Below are 13,469 nucleotides of genomic sequence, written 5' to 3' on the forward strand. Positions count from 1 at the left end.
CCTAACCCAGAGTTTCGACCAGCCGGTGCAGCGCCTGCGCCGTGGTCTCACTATCCTGCACCAGCGCCAGCCTGATATAGCCGGCACCGGGATTGAAGCCGTCGGGCTGTTGCCGCGCCAGATAGCTGCCGGGCACCACGCGCACGCCTGCTTCCTTGAAGAGTTTCAGCGTCACCGAGACGTCGTCGCCGATTTCCGACGTGTTGAGCCAGACGCAGAAGCCGGCGTCGGGCCGGCGATAGCCGTAACGATTGCCGATGATCTGGTCGGCAAGATCGAACTTGATCCGGTAGAGCCGGCGATTCTCCTCGACATGCGCCTCGTCGCCATAGGCAACGGTCGCGACATGCTGGAGCGGCACCGGCACCTGCGGCGCTGCGATGTTGCGCAGCTCCAGGAACATGCCGATGAATCTCTTGTCGCCGGCGGCGAAGCCGACGCGCAGGCCCGGCAAATTCGAGCGCTTCGACAGCGACTGGAACGCAGCCACGCGGGTGAAATCGGCACCTGCGCATTCGAGCGCGCTGCCCGGTGCCTGGCGCGTATAGATCTCCGAATAGCACTCGTCGCTGAGGATCATGAAGCCATGGCGATCGGCGAGCTGCTTCAACCGGGTGAAGTAATCGCGCGAGGCGACCGAGCCCTGCGGGTTGGCGGGCGAGGCCAGATAGAACGCGACCGTGCGCGCCAGTGTCGCCTCGTCGATGGCGTCGAGATCTGGCAGGAAGCCGTTTTCGACCGTGGTCGGCAGAAAGACCTGCTCGCAGGCCGCGGCGCCGGCACCGGCGCCATAGACCGGGTAGAACGGATTCGGCATCAGGATCGCCGGCTTGCCGGGCCGCGGGCCGACATAGCGTGCAGCCGCGATCGCGGCGAGGAACAGCCCTTCCCGGCTGCCATTGAGCACGAGAATCTCGCTTCGGGGATCGAGCACGCGCGGCAGCTTGAAGCGCGACGACAGCCAGGCGCTCGCTGCGTTCCGGAACGGCTCGGTGCCCTGGTTCATCGGGTAACGGCCGAAATCGGCGATGTGCTTGGCCAGCACCGGGCCGACGAAATCAGGCACCGGATGCTGTGGCTCGCCGACTGCGAGCGAAATCAAAGGCTTGCCGGGCTGATGCGGCGCCAGCAGCTCGTTCAGCCGGACGAAGGGCGAGCGTTCGTTGTTGGAGCTTGCACTGGCCTGCGGCGCACGGGATGAAGCGGTCATGACCATTCTGGGCGCCAGTACTCTCGGAACGGCCGGTCGCGCGCGGGCGCCGGCGGGAAAGCGGTTCAGTTCACCATAGATAGGGCGAGGTTAAGACGCGATTAACCATCGGCCGGCCGGTCCGTCCAGAGCCGGAAAAATGGGGCCGGATAACAACGGGATGGCTGGACCAAACGGCGGGCGCCGGTTCCTTTACCTCTCCCGCTTGCGGGAGAGGTCGGCGCGAAGCGCCGGGTGAGGGCTCTCTCCGCAAAGGGATTGGTCCCGGTGCGGAGACAACCCTCTCCCCAGCCCTCCCCCGCAGGCGGGGGAGGGAGCGCACCTTCAATGCCCCGGCAGCTTCTCGAATGTCTTCATGCCTGACGGGATGGTGTGGAATTCCTGCATGTCGCAGGTGAAGATCGCCATCTGCGGACGGAACTGTGCCGGCTCGTCCAGCGTGCCGACCTTGACGACCGCTGCCGGCAGGCCCGGAACCTTGGTCACCAAATGGGTGCCGCATTCGGCACAAAACTCCCGCGTCACGGCGCGGGCGAGGTCCTTGCGGGTGAACTGCTTGGGTTGTCCGGTGATGTAGGTGAAGCCGTCCGCCGGCATCGCGATGAAGGTGTTGGGGGCGCCGCCCGAGATGTACTGGCACTCGCGGCAGTGACATTGGGCCTGCATCATCGGATCGCCCTCGGCCACATAGCGCACTTCGCCGCAATAGCATCCGCCTTCCAAACGCATGACGACCTCCCGGTTTGTTGTTCGTTGTGGTCGCTATTTCTGAGCCGGCAATCTGGAATGACAATCCTTTTCTCGATCGCACCGCCCAAAAAGAAAGGGGCCCCAGCTTGCGCTGGAGCCCCTCAACGGTCGGGGCATTGCCGGGTATGTGCCCAAACCGTAGGAGTGGACGCGATCCCCGAAGAGATCGCGCCCGGGAGGAGTCGTTACATGTTGTAGGCGCGTTCGGTGTGGTCGGTGATGTCCAGACCTTCACGCTCGCTCTCGACATTGGCGCGGAGGCCAACGATCACATCGACGACCTTGTAGAGGATCGCCGAACCGATGCCCGACCACACCAGCGTGGTGCAGACGGCTTCGATCTGCGAGATCATCTGCGCGGCGAAGTCGTAATCGGCAACCTTGGGCGGGATCGCGGTGTAGTCGATGATGCCAGCACCACCGAGAGCCGGATTGACCAGGATGCCGGTGCCGAGAGCGCCGACGATGCCGCCGATGCAGTGCACGCCGAACACGTCGAGCGAGTCGTCATAGCCGAGCGCGTTCTTCACGACGGTGCAGAAGAACAGGCAGACCACGCCGACCACCAGACCGAGGACGATCGCGCCCATCACGCCGGAGAAGCCGGCGGCAGGGGTGACGGCCACGAGGCCCGCGACGGCGCCGGAGATGACGCCGAGCACCGACGGATGACCCTTCACGATCCACTCCGCGAACATCCACGACAGCGCAGCGGCTGCGGTGGCGACGAAGGAGTTGGTCATGGCGAGCGCAGCGCCGCCGTTGGCTTCGAGGTTGGAGCCGGCGTTGAAGCCGAACCAGCCGACCCAGAGCAGCGAGGCGCCGATCATCGACATGGTCAGCGAGTGCGGAGCCATCAGCTCCTTGCCGTAGCCGGTGCGCTTGCCGATCAGCAGAGCGCCGACGAGACCTGCAATGCCGGCGTTGATGTGCACCACGGTGCCGCCTGCGAAGTCGATAGCGCCCTTCTTGAAGATCCAGCCGGCATCGGCGTTGATCTCGTCGAGCTTGGCCTGAGCCGCGGTCTTCGCCGCACCGTCAGCCGCTGCAGCAAGGGCCTTGGCCGCATCCTGGATCGCGTCCGGGCCGGGCCAGTACCAGACCATGTGCGCGATCGGGAAGTAGATCAGCGTCACCCAGAGCGGGATGAACAGGGCGATCGCCGAGAACTTCATGCGCTCGGCGAAGGCGCCGACGATGAGGGCGGGCGTGATCGCCGCGAAGGTCATCTGGAAGCAGACATAGACCAGCTCCGAGATGTTGGCATCGACCGAGAAGGTCGCAGCCTTCGAGTCGGTGGTGACGCCCATCATGAAGGCCTTGGAGAAGCCGCCGATGAAGTCGGAACCGCCGGTGAAGGCGAGGCTGTAGCCGTACACGGCCCAGATCACGGTGACGACGCAGACGGTGTAGAACACCTGCATCAGGACCGAGAGCATGTTCTTGGAACGAACGAGGCCGCCGTAGAACAGCGCGAGGCCCGGGATCGTCATCAACAGCACGAGGACCGTCGATGTCAGCATCCAGGCGTTATCCCCCTTGTTGACCGTTGGCTCGGCATAGGCTGCGGTCGCAGCGAACAGGCCGACTGCGAGAGCCGCCAGTCCCGCGCCATAGGGACGCTTAAACGTCATTGCATTTACTCCTGATTGAATTTTGGTTGAGCGCGAAATCAAAGGGCCGCGGCGTCGGCCTCGCCGGTGCGGATACGAACCGCATGGTCGAGGTTGATGACGAAGATCTTGCCGTCGCCGATCTGTCCGGTTTTCGCAGCCGACGTGATGGCGTCGATGGTCTTGTCGACCTGCTCGGAGGCGACAGCGACTTCGATCTTGATCTTGGGCAGGAAGCTCACGGCATATTCGGCGCCGCGATAGATTTCCGTATGGCCTTTCTGGCGGCCATATCCCTTGACTTCCGTCACCGTGAGACCGTGAACGCCAATGGCGGTCAGGGCGTCACGGACTTCTTCCAGCTTGAATGGCTTGATAATCGCCATAACAATTTTCATGGGTCCTATCCCCGCTTGGGCCCGGTCCGGACGTGGCCGGGCGTTTCTCGACTGGTTCGCCACGAGGGAGAAAGTTTCACTACGCGGGCACAGCCGGGCCCGTTAGAATCAAATGCCGTGCCAGATCGGGCGCTTTGCCTAACGGACTATGAAAACGGGTGTTTTCGCGTTTGGCTTGTATTGCGGTGCAGTGCGCTATTACGTCGCGCTCAATACGTGGTCAGCCCTGGTTAAAATGAAGGCACGACAGGCTGCCGACACAATGCTGCTTACGTGCCGGGCAGCAAAAAGGTATCCTATTACGGCGGCCCTCAACCTCGCGCGCGCTCCTGCTCACGGGATGCGCGCAAGGCAGCGACCGGATCGAACGGACGAGCTTGGCCAAAGGGGTTTGGGCCAAGGGCCGCGAACGGCGGTCAGGCCGCGTCGCGTTCTGCGAACACCCGGTCGACCAGGCCCCACTCGACCCCCTGCTCCGCGGTCATGAAGTGGTCGCGGTCCAGGGTCCGTTCGACCTCCTCCTCGGTGCGCCCGCAATGCTGCGCATAGAGCCGGATGATGCGCCGCTTGGTTTCCTGCATTTCGTTGGCATGGATCAGGATGTCGGATGCCTGCCCCTGGAAGCCGCCGAGCGGCTGATGCACGTGAAGGCTCGCATTGGGCAGCGCGGCGCGGTGACCGGGCTCGCCGGCCATCAGCAGGAAGGAACCCATCGAGCGCGCCGTGCCCATGCACAGCGTATGCACCGGCGCCTTGATGAATTGCATGGTGTCGTACATCGCGAGCCCGGAGGTGACCACGCCGCCATAGGAGTTGATGTAGAGATTGATCGGACGGTTCGGATTCTCCGCTTCCAGGAACAGGAGTTGCGCGCAGACGAGGCCCGACATCGCGTCATTGACCTCGCCGTTGAGGAAGATGATGCGCTCGCGCAAGAGGCGCGAGTAGATGTCGAAGGATCGTTCGCCGCGGGCGGATTGTTCGACGACCATAGGGACGAGCTGAAGCATGTCGCGCATCGGCGACCTCCCCTTTTCCGGTGATGATGACGTTTGGTTGGTGTCAGGCCGCCGCGCGCATCAGGCAGCAATTGCTGTTGGCCGGCTGCGGCGGTTTTGCGCTGATCTCGCAGGCTTGCTGGATGATGCGAAAGCGCGTGCCGCCCGACACGTTCGGCTCGATCCTGAAGATGACCTCGCTCTCACGATACGGCGGTTCGGAATCGCGCAGCCGGTAGCGCACCTCTTCGCCCGGGATCGATGTTTCAGGCTCGGCGCCCGCAAGGTCGCAATCCGGCAGCCAGCGCTCGCGCAATTCAGGAATGGTCACGGCGCGCCAGACTTTTGTCGGCGGTGCATCGAATTCGAATTCAAGCACCAGCTTTGCATCAGGGCGATCAGGCTTTGCGGCGTCGCTCATCGATCCAGTCCTTATTGATCCATGTCCTTCAGGAGGTCAGCGAGTGCGTCCATGCGCTGCGGCCAATAGGCACGGTAACGCGCAAGCCATGCGCCGATTGCGAGGATTCCGTGCGGATCGACTTCGTAATTGACAAAGCGGCCCTGCCGCTGCTCGCGCACGAGGCCGGCCGCGCGCAGCACGGCGAGATGCTGCGACATCGCCGGCTGGCTGATCTCCAGCCCATCGCGCAAGGCGCTGGCATTGAGGCTGCCGCCAGCGAGCTTCTCAAAGACCTTTCGGCGCGTCGGGTCGGCCAGCGCCTTGAAGATGTCGGCTTCGATCATGTTGACACATAAGCACGTGCTTATGTGTCGCGCAAGCGCTTATTGCAAGGCCTCGCCGTGCTGTGAAATGTCGAGCCCTTCGAGCTCGTGCTCCCGCGAGACGCGCAACGGCACGAACAGGCCGACCAGCTTGAGCAGGAGATAGCTGACGCCCGCGGACCAGACGAAGGTGACGGCGACGCCGTAGAGCTGGATCAGCAATTGCTGCGGATGACCTTCGATCAGGCCCGCCGTGCCGCCGATCGCGCTGGTCGCGAATACGCCGGCGAGCAGCGTGCCGGTCAGCCCGCCGATGCCGTGCACGCCGAACACGTCGAGCGAGTCGTCATAATTGAAGCGGTGCTTCAGCCAGGTGCAGGCCCAGTAGCAAATGACGCCTGCCGCGATGCCGATGACGATGCCGTGCCACGGAGCGACGAAGCCCGAGGCCGGCGTGATGGTGCCAAGGCCGGCGACCGCGCCCGAGATCATGCCGAGCACGGAAGGCTTGCGCCGGGTCGACCATTCGATCGCGCCCCAGGTCAGCGCACCCGAGCATGCCGCCAGATGCGTCGCGATGATCGCCATCACCGCGCGCGAATTGGCTGCGCCCGCCGAACCGCCGTTGAAGCCGAACCAGCCGACCCACAACAGGCCGGTGCCCATCACGGCGAGCGACAGATCGAACGGCGAGAGATTTTCAATGCCGTAGCCGTGACGGCGCCCCATCACCTTCGCCGCGACGAGGCCGCCGGTGCCGGCCGACAGATGCACGACGAGGCCGCCGGCGAAATCCAAGACGCCCATGCTGTTGAGGAAGCCGCCGCCCCACACCCAATGCGCCAGCGGAATGTAGACGAAGATGAACCAGGCAACCGAGAACAGGAGATAGGCGGAGAAGCGCATCCGGTCGGCGACGGAGCCCGCGACCAGTGCCACCGTGATGATGGCGAACGTCATCTGGTACAGCATGAACAGCGCTTCCGGGATCGTCTTCGCGGCCGGGTTGACGCTATCCATGGTCATGCCGGCGAGGAACCAGCGGTCGAGCGAGCCGAGCCACGGGCCATCGCCGACGAAGCACAGCGAATAGCCGAACGCGACCCAGAGAATGGAGATCAGCGTCACTGCGGCAAGGCTCTGCGCCATGGTCGCAAGCACGTTCTTCTTGCGCACCATGCCGGAATAGAACAGCGCGAGTCCGGGGATCGTCATCATCAGCACCAGCGCGGTGGCGACGATCATCCAGGCGGTGTCGGCCGTGTTGATCTCGGAGCTTGCTGCATGCGCCGGCGAGGTCAGAATCGAAAAAAAGGTCGACAAACATCCGACCGGCGCAGCCATCCCGGCTACGCGGCGCAACAATCCTGCCATGTCATTTCCCCCCGGCATCGTGGTGGCTTTGCACGCGATGGCGTCCCGGCCCGGTGCGATAGAAGATGAACCGAAGCGGTTTCGAGCGAAGTGGCTACCGCTTCGCGGAAAGAAAACGCCTCGAGCAGAGTTTCAGAGCGCGTCGCTGTCGGTCTCGCCGGTGCGAATGCGCAGTGCGTGGTCGATCGGCGTGACGAAGATCTTGCCGTCGCCGATCTGCCCGGTGCGGGCGGTCGCGGTGATCACGCTCACGGCCTTGTCGGCGACATCGGAGGCGACCGCGATCTCGATTCGCAGCTTGGGCAGGAAGTTCACGACATATTCCGCACCGCGATAGATCTCGGTGTGACCCTTCTGGCGGCCATAGCCCTTCACCTCGGTCACAGTCATGCCGTGGACGCCGATCGCTGTCAGGGCCTGACGGACCTCATCGAGCTTGAAGGGTTTGATGATCGCGACGACGAGTTTCATGGTCAGGCCTATTCCCCGGGATGCGCCGCGCCGTATGTCCCCGGCGCCGCATCAATCTGGCATCTTTCCGGGCAAATGGCACAAAAAACTTGCACATTGAAGCGGAAAAACGTTTGGCCAAGGGCGGTCATGTGAACGGGCGCCTCTGTACAGGGCATCCGTTCATCCATCACAATGCATTTTTGGCATGGATGCGGTGAACCCGCACCAGCCGAGCGGTACATAAGTATTTTGGGGGACGCGTCATGGCGAGTTGGTTCTATGCATCCGAGGGCAAGCAGCAGGGGCCCTATCCGGAAGGGCAATTCCGCGATCTGATCGCGCAAGGGATCGTGCGCCCCGAAACGCTGGTGTGGACCGAGGGCATGGCCGGCTGGCAGAAGGCCGCCGAAATTCCTGGCTTGATCTCCGGCGGCGGCGCGCCGCCGATCATTCCGGCCGGTGGGCCGCCGATGATGGGTGGCGGTGGCTATACAGGCGGCGGGAGCGCTGCCGGTGGATCGCTGTCGATCGATTTCGGCATCTGGGACTTCACGTGGCGCACGCTCGTTGCGACTTTCGGTTCCGCCTTCGTCATTCCCGCGCCCTGGCTGATCGTATGGTACATCAAGTGGTTGGTGCCCTGCGTTCGGGTGCCCGGACGGCCGAACCTCAGCTTCGAAGGCGGTGCGATGACAATCGTGCCCTGGTTCTTTGGCACCATCGCGCTCTTCGTCGTAGCAGGATTCACCGGCATCCGGTTGCTCAACCTGCTGGCGTTCCTGGCTTACATCGCCATCTACTGGCTTTTCATAAAATGGTTTGTGGCAAACCTCGCGTCGAACGGTCAGCCGCTCGGGCTCAGCTTTTCCGGCACCCCCTGGGCCTTTCTCGGATGGATGGTCCTGTTCTCCGTTTCCGTCATCACCATCATCGGCTGGGCATGGGTCTATGCAGCCTGGATGCGATGGTTCTGTCGCAACATCCAGGGCACGCGGCGTGAGATCGCCTTCGTCGGCAGCGGTCTGGAGATTCTGTGGCGCTCGATCGTGATCGCCATCGTCAGCTCTTTCATCATCCCGATTCCGTGGATGTATCGCTGGAAGCTGCGCTGGCTGGCCTCGCAGACGGTGCTCGCACCGCGCGGCTCGATGTAAGCACGATCCGAATAGTCCCGAGCGCGATTTATCGCGCTTGGGGCGCGATCAGCTCCGCCGCTCGCGCACGGAGCCTTCCTGCGCGACCGAGGCGACCAGCGTGCCGTCAGGCTTGAAGATCGAGCCGCGGGTCAGACCGCGGCCGCCCTGCGCGCTCGGCGAGTCCTGCGAATAAAGCAGCCATTCGTCGGCGCGGAACGGGCGGTGAAACCACATCGCGTGATCGAGGCTCGCCGGCATCATCCGCTTGTCGAACAGCGTGCGGCCATAACGCGCCATGATCGCATCGAGCAGCGAAAAGTCTGACGCATAGGCCAGCGCGCACATGTGCAGCGCCGGATCGTCGGGCAGCTTCGCCGCCGTCTTGATCCAGACATGGATGCGGCCGTCCTCGATCTTCTGGCCGAAGTAACGGCCGAGCTCGACCGGGCGCAGCTCGATCGGACGATCGGACTCGTAATAGCGGCGGATGAATTCAGGCATCTCGCGGAACATCGGCTGCTTCGCCACCTCCTCCGCCGTGAGCTTCTCCGGCGGCGGCACGTCAGGCATCTTGTCCTGGTGGTCGAACGCGCTCTCTTCCTCGGCGTGGAACGACACCATGATCGAGAAGATCGCGTTGCCGTGCTGGATCGCGGTGACGCGGCGCGTCGAATAGCTCTTGCCGTCGCGCAGGCGCTCCACCTGGTAGATGATCGGGATCTGCGGATCGCCCGGCAGGATGAAATAGCAATGCAGCGAGTGCGGCAGCCGGCCCTCGACGGTGCGGCAGGCCGCCACCATCGCCTGTCCGATCACCTGCCCGCCGAACACCCGTTGCCAGCTCGTCTTCGGACTGTTGCCGCGGAACAAATTCACCTCGAGCTGCTCGAGGTCGAGGATCGAAATCAGGTCGATCAGGCTCTTGGACATGACAGCAACTCTCTCAGTCGTCATTCCGGGCTCGCGCTTTGCGCGCCCCGGAATGACACAAGTGGGCGCCGTTCCGCCCTTGTTTCACCGCACTGTTTCGCCCACCTCAAGTCTGCTAGCAAGACCGAGAATTGGCCGGGAATTTTGGCAGGAAAGTCTGGGTATGTCGGTACAGGGTAGTATTGTCATTGGCGGCGGCGCATTTGCGGGCCTGGCGCTCGCGCTGGCACTGCGCCAGGGGCTCGGCCCCGAGATTCCCGTCATCGTCGCCGATCCTGCGCTCAGCACGCGGCCGAGCCGCGATCCCCGCGCGACCGCGATCGTCGCCGCCTGCCGCCGCCTGTTCGAGGCGATCGGCGCCTGGGACGATGTTAGTCGCGAGGCGCAACCGATCCTCGACATGGTCGTCACGGATTCCAAGCTGGAAGATGCCACGCGTCCGACCTTCCTGAATTTCGCCGGCGATGTCGCGCCGGGCGAGCCCTTCGCGCACATGGTCGAGAACCACCGCCTGATCGATGCGCTGGTCGTCCGCGCCGAAGCCGCCGGCATCGATCTTCGCGCCACGACCGTTGCGTCCTACGATGCCAGCGCCGATGGCGTCGACGTCACACTCGGCGATGGCAGCGTCATCGCGGCGAGCCTGCTGGTCGCTGCCGACGGCGCGCGGTCGAAACTGCGCGAGCGCGCCGGCATCGCCACCCATGGCTGGGAGTACGATCAATCCGGCATCGTCGTCACCGTCGGTCACGAGCGCGATCACGAGGGCCGCGCCGAAGAACACTTTTTGCCCGCGGGGCCGTTCGCGATTTTGCCGCTGACCGGCAAGCGCTCCTCACTGGTGTGGACCGAGCGCCGCAGTGAAGCCGCGCGCATCATTGCGCTCAGTGACGAGGCGTTTCACAGCGAACTCGAGCAGCGTTTTGGTTTGCATCTCGGCGAGGTCAAGGCGCTGGACAAGCCGCGCGCCTTCCCGCTGTCCTATTTCGTGGCGCGCTCCTTCGTCGCTGAGCGCCTCGCGCTGGTCGGCGATTCCGCCCATGTCATCCACCCGATCGCGGGGCAAGGCCTCAACATGGGGCTGAAGGATGTCGCCGCTTTGGCCGAGGTCGTGGTCGATGCCGCGCGGCTCGGCATGGATCTCGGCGGCGCCGACGTGCTCGAGCGCTATCAGCGCTGGCGCCGCTTCGATACCATGGCGATGGGCGTTGCCACCAACTCGCTGAACTTCCTGTTCTCGAACGAGTCGACCCTGCTGCGCACCGTCCGCGACATCGGCCTCGGCATCGTCGACCGCACCCCGCCGCTGAAGAACCTCTTCATCCGCCAGGCCGCCGGCCTCACCGGCGAGATCCCGCGGCTGTTGAAGGGCGAGGCGCTGTAGGAAAAGGCGTCGCTGCAAACTGCGCTCGTCGTCCCGGACAAGCGCGCCCCAAGCGCGCGCAGATCCGGGACCCATACGCCGCAGCAAAAGTTTTGCGAAGACTCGGAGTTACCAGCCTCCGCCATAACCACTCCCTGTGGTTATGGATCCCCGCCTTCGCGGAGATGACACCGAGAACGTGGTGCCGCCGCTGCGCCACATCACTCCTCAGTCGATCTTCCTTGCCTCTTCCGGCAACATGATCGGGATGCCGTCGCGGATCGGATAAGCGAGTTTTGCAGACCGCGAGATCAGCTCCTGCTTGCCTGCGTCGAATTCCAGCGGGCCCTTGGTCAGCGGGCAGACAAGGATCTCCAGCAGTTTTGGATCGACGCTGTTTTCGGGGCGTTCAGTCGGCGCGTTCATAGGGGTCTCCGGCGATCGGCTGCGTGTAGCATAGAATAATTCCCTCGCCCATCGCCGTCAGGCCGAGACCATCGTGTGGATCTCGTCGAGCAGTCCCTGGAGCCGCGCCGCCGGCACTGGCGCGGCCGACAGCGCGAAACCGAGAAATGTCCAGTAAAGGATCTGCGCGCGCGCCTGCGCGGCGGCTCTGGAGACGCCGCGTCGTTCCAGCAGCGCTTCGATATAGTCGAGCCGGCGGCGGTCGATGGCGCGGACGGCCGCCTGCGCCGCCGGGTCGAACGCCGCCCAGTTTCGCACGGCGCGCTCCAGGTCGAGCCGGGCGCCAAACGTCCTGCGCAGCAGCGCTTTCAGCGGCTCGTCGCTGCCGGCCTCGACACCGGCGATGATCTCCTCAGCCGCGATGTCCCGCCAGCGCTTCAGCACCGCCGCGTGAAACGCGCCGAGATCGGCGAAATGCCAGTAGAAACTGCCGCGCGAGACGCCCATGGCCCTTGCCAACGGGTCGGCCTTGAGCGCGGTGAAGCCGCCGTTGGTGAGCGCCTTGAGGCCCGCTTTGATCCAGTCATCGGCAGAGAGCTGCTCGGTCATGTCGGGGTCCGAAATCTCCGGCCATACATTAGTGTATTGACAGGCGGCTGACCAGCGTCTATCTCACCATACATATCTGTATGGACAGAATGTCGGAGTGCGTTGATGCGTGATCTCATGCTCCAGGGCGCCGGACTCCTCGCCATTGTCGTGGCGCTGGTCCATGGCTTCCTCGGCGAGGCCAAGGTCTTTCCCCGCGCGACCATCGAGCCGCCGCGGCTGCGCACCCTCATCCGCCTGGTCTGGCAGGCCTCGACCGTGGCCTGGATCGGCTGCGGCGTGCTGCTGATCGCAGCGCCCGGGATGGACTCAGGTGCCGCACGCCGCTGGATCGTCGTCACCATGATCTGCGTGTTCGGCTTCTCCGCGCTCGCCAATGCATGGGCGACGCGTGGCCGGCACTTCGGTTGGATGATGCTCACTGCCGTCGTGGCGATGACGGTGGCTGGCTACTGAATGCCGCACCAAAGGACGCGCAGCGGGACGCGTGAGGCTTAAGGCCGCAGCGCGCGGCCGAACATACATTGCGCGCGGAGCGCACTGACGTTTTGGCGACGGTTAGAATATCTCTAACGCCGCGGCGGTCCGCACCCCGATTGACTTCGCCTCCTCCCTGGCTTCCTTCGACCGCGCTTCGTGCCCACGACAGAGGAGGAGATATCAGTGAAGGTCATTCGCGTTCTTGCCATCGCAGTAACGGCCGGGATCGGCATGGGAATCAACGTGGGATCGACGGCGATGGCCGATGGCTTCAAGGATTGCACCAGGCTCGACAAGGCGTCGTGGAAGCCGGCGGGCGATGCGGAAGCCAAGGCCAAGGCCGCAGGCTATGAAGTGCGTCGCTCCAAGATCGAAGGCTCGTGCTACGAGGTCTATGGCGTCAAGGAAGGCAAACTCTTTGAGCTGTTCTACAGCCCGGAAGATCTCAGCCTGAAACACACGATCGCCAAGTAGGGCATTGGCTCAGGTGGCGGTGTGGGATCTTCCGCTGCGTCTGTGGCACTGGGTCCTCGCAGCGTGCGTCTTGGTGGCATGGTTCACGCCGACCGTCCATGACCGCCTTCATCGCATCGTCGGCTATGCGGTGATCGGGCTCCTCGTCTTTCGCCTGGTCTGGGGCTTCTGCGGCAGCCGCTATTCGCGCTTTCGCATGATTGGCGTCAGGCTTCGCGCCGCGCCGTCTTATCTCTGGAATCTGCGTCGCGGCATCACCGGCCGCTATATCGGGCTCAATCCCGCCGGCACCTTGATGCTGGTGGCGCTGCTGCTGTCGCTCACCATCTCCGCGATCACGGGCGCGCTGTCGGTGACCGTCACCTTCTTCGGCGTCTGGTGGATCGAGGACACCCACGCTTACGCATCGGACGCCGTCATCGTTCTCGTCGTGCTGCATGTCGCGGGCGTCGTGGGGATGAGCATGCTGCAGCGTGAAAACCTGATCCGCGCCATGATCACCGGCCGCAAGCGCATCCGTCGTCATCTTTGAGCGAGCAGGCGGGCTGCA

17 protein-coding genes are annotated in these 13,469 nt (G+C 63.9%); 5 read left to right on the forward strand and 12 right to left on the reverse strand.

Annotated elements, in window-relative coordinates; genetic code table 11:
• Position 1 precedes the first annotated feature (1 nt).
• From XH89_RS01255 to XH89_RS01295, 9 genes are all read right to left on the reverse strand, one after another.
• Positions 2-1,216, reverse strand: coding sequence for an aminotransferase class I/II-fold pyridoxal phosphate-dependent enzyme (locus XH89_RS01255; RefSeq protein WP_194465345.1), 1,215 nt, complete (start codon positions 1,214-1,216; stop codon positions 2-4).
• Between the two features lie 318 nt (positions 1,217-1,534).
• The gene (locus XH89_RS01260) at positions 1,535-1,939 is read right to left on the reverse strand and encodes a GFA family protein (protein WP_194465346.1); all 405 of its coding nucleotides are present in this window, start codon (positions 1,937-1,939) and stop codon (positions 1,535-1,537) included.
• Positions 1,940-2,145: 206 nt separating this feature from the next.
• Positions 2,146-3,594, reverse strand: a complete 1,449-nt coding sequence (locus XH89_RS01265; RefSeq protein WP_194465347.1) for an ammonium transporter — start codon at positions 3,592-3,594, stop codon at positions 2,146-2,148.
• 38 nt (positions 3,595-3,632) lie between these two features.
• The gene (locus tag XH89_RS01270) at positions 3,633-3,971 is read right to left on the reverse strand and encodes a P-II family nitrogen regulator (protein ID WP_027535364.1); all 339 of its coding nucleotides are present in this window, start codon (positions 3,969-3,971) and stop codon (positions 3,633-3,635) included.
• A 416-nt stretch (positions 3,972-4,387) separates the two neighbouring features.
• Positions 4,388-4,990, reverse strand: a complete 603-nt coding sequence (locus XH89_RS01275; protein WP_194465348.1) for an ATP-dependent Clp protease proteolytic subunit — start codon at positions 4,988-4,990, stop codon at positions 4,388-4,390.
• Positions 4,991-5,033: 43 nt separating this feature from the next.
• Positions 5,034-5,390: an SRPBCC domain-containing protein gene (locus XH89_RS01280; RefSeq protein ID WP_194465349.1), complete on the reverse strand. Its 357-nt coding sequence runs from the start codon at positions 5,388-5,390 to the stop codon at positions 5,034-5,036.
• 11 nt (positions 5,391-5,401) lie between these two features.
• Complete coding sequence (locus XH89_RS01285; RefSeq protein ID WP_194465350.1) at positions 5,402-5,716, reverse strand: helix-turn-helix transcriptional regulator; 315 nt, start codon at positions 5,714-5,716, stop codon at positions 5,402-5,404.
• A gap of 39 nt (positions 5,717-5,755) precedes the next feature.
• Entirely contained in the window at positions 5,756-7,069 is a 1,314-nt protein-coding gene (locus XH89_RS01290) for an ammonium transporter (RefSeq protein ID WP_194465351.1), read from the reverse strand.
• A gap of 132 nt (positions 7,070-7,201) precedes the next feature.
• Entirely contained in the window at positions 7,202-7,540 is a 339-nt protein-coding gene (locus XH89_RS01295; protein ID WP_028176997.1) for a P-II family nitrogen regulator, read from the reverse strand.
• Positions 7,541-7,785: 245 nt separating this feature from the next.
• Between XH89_RS01295 and XH89_RS01300 the strand changes: the two genes are divergently transcribed.
• Positions 7,786-8,676, forward strand: a complete 891-nt coding sequence (locus XH89_RS01300) for a DUF4339 domain-containing protein (RefSeq protein WP_194465352.1) — start codon at positions 7,786-7,788, stop codon at positions 8,674-8,676.
• Between the two features lie 48 nt (positions 8,677-8,724).
• Here XH89_RS01300 and tesB read toward each other — a convergent pair whose 3' ends face one another.
• The gene (tesB, locus tag XH89_RS01305; RefSeq protein WP_194465353.1) at positions 8,725-9,588 is read right to left on the reverse strand and encodes an acyl-CoA thioesterase II; all 864 of its coding nucleotides are present in this window, start codon (positions 9,586-9,588) and stop codon (positions 8,725-8,727) included.
• A 163-nt stretch (positions 9,589-9,751) separates the two neighbouring features.
• Between tesB and XH89_RS01310 the strand changes: the two genes are divergently transcribed.
• The gene (locus XH89_RS01310; RefSeq protein ID WP_194465354.1) at positions 9,752-10,972 is read left to right on the forward strand and encodes a ubiquinone biosynthesis hydroxylase; all 1,221 of its coding nucleotides are present in this window, start codon (positions 9,752-9,754) and stop codon (positions 10,970-10,972) included.
• A 207-nt stretch (positions 10,973-11,179) separates the two neighbouring features.
• Here the strand turns inward: XH89_RS01310 and XH89_RS01315 are convergent, their stop codons facing one another.
• The gene (locus tag XH89_RS01315; RefSeq protein WP_194465355.1) at positions 11,180-11,377 is read right to left on the reverse strand and encodes a Trm112 family protein; all 198 of its coding nucleotides are present in this window, start codon (positions 11,375-11,377) and stop codon (positions 11,180-11,182) included.
• 57 nt (positions 11,378-11,434) lie between these two features.
• Positions 11,435-11,965, reverse strand: coding sequence for a TetR/AcrR family transcriptional regulator (locus tag XH89_RS01320; protein ID WP_194465356.1), 531 nt, complete (start codon positions 11,963-11,965; stop codon positions 11,435-11,437).
• 105 nt (positions 11,966-12,070) lie between these two features.
• On the opposite strand from XH89_RS01320, the gene XH89_RS01325 reads away from it, so the two are divergent.
• From XH89_RS01325 to XH89_RS01335, 3 genes are all read left to right on the forward strand, one after another.
• Positions 12,071-12,421 carry a hypothetical protein gene (locus tag XH89_RS01325; RefSeq protein ID WP_194465357.1) on the forward strand — a complete coding sequence of 117 codons (351 nt, stop codon included), beginning with the start codon at positions 12,071-12,073 and terminating at the stop codon, positions 12,419-12,421.
• A 207-nt stretch (positions 12,422-12,628) separates the two neighbouring features.
• The gene (locus tag XH89_RS01330) at positions 12,629-12,919 is read left to right on the forward strand and encodes a PepSY domain-containing protein (protein WP_194465358.1); all 291 of its coding nucleotides are present in this window, start codon (positions 12,629-12,631) and stop codon (positions 12,917-12,919) included.
• A gap of 4 nt (positions 12,920-12,923) precedes the next feature.
• Positions 12,924-13,451, forward strand: coding sequence for a cytochrome b/b6 domain-containing protein (locus tag XH89_RS01335; RefSeq protein WP_194465359.1), 528 nt, complete (start codon positions 12,924-12,926; stop codon positions 13,449-13,451).
• The last annotated feature ends 18 nt before the right edge of the window (positions 13,452-13,469 follow it).

Origin of the sequence: Bradyrhizobium sp. CCBAU 53340, assembly GCF_015291645.1 — a bacterium.
In the GTDB taxonomy this organism is placed as follows: Bacteria; Pseudomonadota; Alphaproteobacteria; order Rhizobiales; family Xanthobacteraceae; genus Bradyrhizobium.

What these genes read in the sequence shown, in the direction of transcription:
- XH89_RS01300 (WP_194465352.1), top strand. Translation starts at nt 7,786, where the DNA reads ATGGCGAGTTGGTTCTATGCATCCGAGGGCAAGCAGCAGGGGCCCTAT.
- XH89_RS01285 (WP_194465350.1), bottom strand. Translation starts at nt 5,716, where the DNA reads ATGATCGAAGCCGACATCTTCAAGGCGCTGGCCGACCCGACGCGCCGA.
- XH89_RS01295 (WP_028176997.1), bottom strand. Translation starts at nt 7,540, where the DNA reads ATGAAACTCGTCGTCGCGATCATCAAACCCTTCAAGCTCGATGAGGTC.
- XH89_RS01275 (WP_194465348.1), bottom strand. Translation starts at nt 4,990, where the DNA reads ATGCGCGACATGCTTCAGCTCGTCCCTATGGTCGTCGAACAATCCGCC.
- XH89_RS01320 (WP_194465356.1), bottom strand. Translation starts at nt 11,965, where the DNA reads ATGACCGAGCAGCTCTCTGCCGATGACTGGATCAAAGCGGGCCTCAAG.
- tesB (WP_194465353.1), bottom strand. Translation starts at nt 9,588, where the DNA reads ATGTCCAAGAGCCTGATCGACCTGATTTCGATCCTCGACCTCGAGCAG.
- XH89_RS01270 (WP_027535364.1), bottom strand. Translation starts at nt 3,971, where the DNA reads ATGAAAATTGTTATGGCGATTATCAAGCCATTCAAGCTGGAAGAAGTC.
- XH89_RS01325 (WP_194465357.1), top strand. Translation starts at nt 12,071, where the DNA reads ATGCGTGATCTCATGCTCCAGGGCGCCGGACTCCTCGCCATTGTCGTG.
- XH89_RS01290 (WP_194465351.1), bottom strand. Translation starts at nt 7,069, where the DNA reads ATGGCAGGATTGTTGCGCCGCGTAGCCGGGATGGCTGCGCCGGTCGGA.
- XH89_RS01315 (WP_194465355.1), bottom strand. Translation starts at nt 11,377, where the DNA reads ATGAACGCGCCGACTGAACGCCCCGAAAACAGCGTCGATCCAAAACTG.
- XH89_RS01265 (WP_194465347.1), bottom strand. Translation starts at nt 3,594, where the DNA reads ATGACGTTTAAGCGTCCCTATGGCGCGGGACTGGCGGCTCTCGCAGTC.
- XH89_RS01260 (WP_194465346.1), bottom strand. Translation starts at nt 1,939, where the DNA reads ATGCGTTTGGAAGGCGGATGCTATTGCGGCGAAGTGCGCTATGTGGCC.
- XH89_RS01310 (WP_194465354.1), top strand. Translation starts at nt 9,752, where the DNA reads ATGTCGGTACAGGGTAGTATTGTCATTGGCGGCGGCGCATTTGCGGGC.
- XH89_RS01280 (WP_194465349.1), bottom strand. Translation starts at nt 5,390, where the DNA reads ATGAGCGACGCCGCAAAGCCTGATCGCCCTGATGCAAAGCTGGTGCTT.
- XH89_RS01255 (WP_194465345.1), bottom strand. Translation starts at nt 1,216, where the DNA reads ATGGTCATGACCGCTTCATCCCGTGCGCCGCAGGCCAGTGCAAGCTCC.